Below are 3,122 nucleotides of genomic sequence, written 5' to 3'. Positions count from 1 at the left end.
CCGGCACCGTCACCGTGTCGAAGAAACTGACCCGGGTGTAATGCTCGGCGCTGCCACTGAATGCCGCCTGGATCGCCGCCGGATGTGCCTGAATCAGTGGGTTCAGCACATTGTCCATCGCCGGGCCGGCACGCAGTGAGTGGTCGATGCAGCGTTGCCGGATGAAACTGCCATGGTGCGCGCTGAGGCCATTAAGGTTCTGCAACTCGTCGCCCAGGGCGATGATCGACTGCGGGCTGCGGTCGAGCACGGCAAGCATCGGTGCCGACAGCTCGTGGGCCTCGTCGACGATGACATGGCTGTAGCGGCTGTCGATCACATAGCCCGTCAGTGCAAGCAGCTTGACCCGATGATAATCGCGCACCGGCAGCTGGATTTCCCGCGCCGACGGGCGAATCAGCTCCTGCCAGTACTGCCGCGCCTTCTCCAGCAGCACTTCCTGGTCCAGTGGGTGCGTGCCCGGCCCGGCCCATGGCAGGTGGTGCAACTGCAACTGGGTGTCAGCACTGTGGCAGAACGTGCGCACGGCGCGGATGCACAAGCCAACCACATCGCGAGCGGCCAGTGGCCCGATATCAGGAATCGCCAGCCATTGCGCCACCTGCGCGTCCTGCGGGCGCCACGAGCGCTTGGTGCGGTAAGGGTCACGCAGGCGCCAGCCATTGCTGGTGAGGTCACGGTTCAGCAGCTCGTCCGCCAGCTGGCCGAAGGTAAGCGCGGTGTACGCTGTGGCGTCCTTGACCCGCGCCTGCAACGCCCGCAACTGGCCCTCGGTAAGGGCCAGCAGCAACGTGCGCTGCGGGTCGAGCAGGCGGGCGAACTGGTGGATCAGGAAGGTCTTGCCAGTGCCGGCGAAGCCCTGCACTGCCACCGACTCGTCGATACCACTGAGAAATTCGCGTAACAATCGATTCTGCTGGTCGCTGAGTCTCAGGTCACTGGCCAAGGCCGGCAGGGACACAGGGTGCAGCGGTGTGGCGCGTTGGCGGTACAGGTCAGCGAACTGGAAATTCCACTGGCCCTCGGCATCCAGCAACTCTTCAGCCTTGTACTGCACCTCGGGGGACAGCAAGGCGATACCGTTTTCGCCCAGCATGCCCAGGCCCATGGCCAAGGCTTCGTGATCGAAGTGCTGCGCCACCTGCCCCTGGAAGCGCCCGGGTGCCGCGCTTTCGACTTCATTGGCGATGCGCACGATTTCGGCGAAACGACGCTCTTGCGCATCTGCCGAGGCGGTGGCGGGCTGGCGCGGCAGGTTTTGCACGAACAGCACGGCGGCAGCGTCCAGGACGCTGGCGGTGGTGAAAAAGTCAGTGGTGGGTTCGCTGGCGAGGCGGTCGGCCTGGTCGCTGGGCAAAGGCAGGTAGAACATCGGCACCTCGGGTGGAAACAGGACGGCACCATAGCAATTTTCGCGGTGCAATGCTGGTCTCAGTGTTGCCCGGGGCGGCCTCTTCGCGGGTGAAACCGCTCCTGAATGTAACGCGCAGAGGCAGGTGGCACTGGCACCCGGTTCAACCCCTGCCGCGCTTCAACGTCTCGTTCGGAAACTCCTTGAACAACTGCCGGTAACTCTCTGAAAACCTTCCCAAATGCCAGAAAGACCAGCGCATCGCCACCTCGGCTACGGTCACGTCCCCACCGCGCAACAAATCCCGCCGCGCACCGTTGAGCCTGCGCAATCGCAGCCATTGCGCAGGCGGCATGCCGGTAAATGCCTTGAACGCCTGCTGCAGCTGGCGCAGGGAAACCCCGGCAACCTCCGCCAGCTCCACCAGGTTGAGCGTTTCCTCCGGGCAATCGGCGGCCCATTCACTGACCCGGTGCATGATCGCCCGTTCTTCGTCACGTCGCCCCAGCGCCACGCCCTGCAAGCGCTGGCAGGCGTTGTCGAGGATGAACAGGCAGTCCTCCAGCAGTTGCTCTGCCAAGGCCTGCCCCTGCAGCGGGCAATCGGCCTGGCTGAGGCGGGTCAGCGTGGCACTCAACCAGCTGCCGAACAGCGCATTCTGCCCGCTGCCCAGCGGTACCATGAACAACCCTTCCAGGCGCTGCGGGTCCAGCCCATGGTCGGCCAGGAAGCCCTGGTCGAATACCACGGCCACTTCCTGGTAGTTCTCCGGGGTGATCCAGATATTGCGGCTTTGTTCGTTCAGCAGGTACAGGCTGTTTTCGCTGCGGTCGAAACAGAACGCCAGTGAGCCGCTCGGCGCGCGAAAAAACTGCTCGACGCGAGTATTCAGCCTTTCTTCGTACACCTCCACGCCCTCAAGCCCCAGGCAACGCAGCTCGCCGCTGAAATGCCCCGGCGACATCTGCCGGTACTGTTGCTGCCAGCCAGGGGTGGCCCGCACTTGCTCGGTAACGTCGGTGGTGTGGTAAGCCTGGACCTGCAACGCATTGGCGGTTGTCACGCATTGTCCTGTGTGCACTCTTATGGTGCATTCGATGCCGAAGAAAGTGGATAGATCGCCCCTGGGGGCTGCGACCAAGATAGTCTCCAGTGCGTCACCTGGGAAGCGCAACGCCTTCGAAACCGTGCAACGGCTGGCACAGGCACCGCGCTCCCACACTAAAACCCAACCAAGAGGTCTGTATGAACGCCCCCTTCGATCAGCTGTCCACCTGGCTGAAAGAACACCGCATCACCGAAGTCGAATGCGTGATCAGCGACCTGACCGGCATTGCCCGGGGCAAGATCGCGCCGACCGCCAAGTTCCTCCACGAACGTGGCATGCGCCTGCCCGAAAGCGTGCTGCTGCAGACGGTCACTGGCGATTACGTGGACGATGACATCTACTACAACCTGCTCGACGCCGCCGACATCGACATGGTCTGCCGCCCCGACCCCACCGCCGTGTACCAGATCCCGTGGGCCATCGAGCCGACCGCGATCGTGATCCACGACACCTTCGACAAGCAAGGCAACCCAATCGAGCTGTCGCCGCGCAACGTACTGAAGAAGGTGCTCAAGCTGTACGCCGAAAAAGGCTGGCAGCCGATCGTCGCGCCCGAGATGGAATTCTACCTGACCAAACGCTGCGAAGACCCGGACTTGCCGCTGCAAGTCCCGCTGGGGCGCTCCGGGCGTGCCGAAAGCGGCCGCCAGTCGTTCTCGATCG

Annotated in this window: 2 protein-coding genes and 1 pseudogene; 1 reads left to right on the top strand and 2 read right to left on the bottom strand. The window is 63.5% G+C overall.

Translation table 11 applies throughout. The features are described from left to right. Nucleotides 1–1,372, bottom strand: a 1,372-nt coding sequence (locus tag HP547_RS28055) for an AAA family ATPase (protein WP_172288725.1), incomplete at its 3' end; no start/stop codon positions are given. A gap of 142 nt (nucleotides 1,373–1,514) precedes the next feature. Beyond that, nucleotides 1,515–2,414: a helix-turn-helix domain-containing protein gene (locus tag HP547_RS28050; protein WP_172231716.1), complete on the bottom strand. Its 900-nt coding sequence runs from the start codon at nucleotides 2,412–2,414 to the stop codon at nucleotides 1,515–1,517. 182 nt (nucleotides 2,415–2,596) lie between these two features. Between HP547_RS28050 and HP547_RS28045 the strand changes: the two are divergent. Further along, nucleotides 2,597–3,122: pseudogene (locus HP547_RS28045) on the top strand (glutamine synthetase); the annotation flags it as partial.

The sequence above is a fragment of the Pseudomonas sp. CM27 genome, assembly GCF_013179515.1.
Taxonomy (GTDB): domain Bacteria; phylum Pseudomonadota; class Gammaproteobacteria; order Pseudomonadales; family Pseudomonadaceae; genus Aquipseudomonas.
This window is presented reverse-complemented; position numbering and strand designations above follow the sequence as displayed.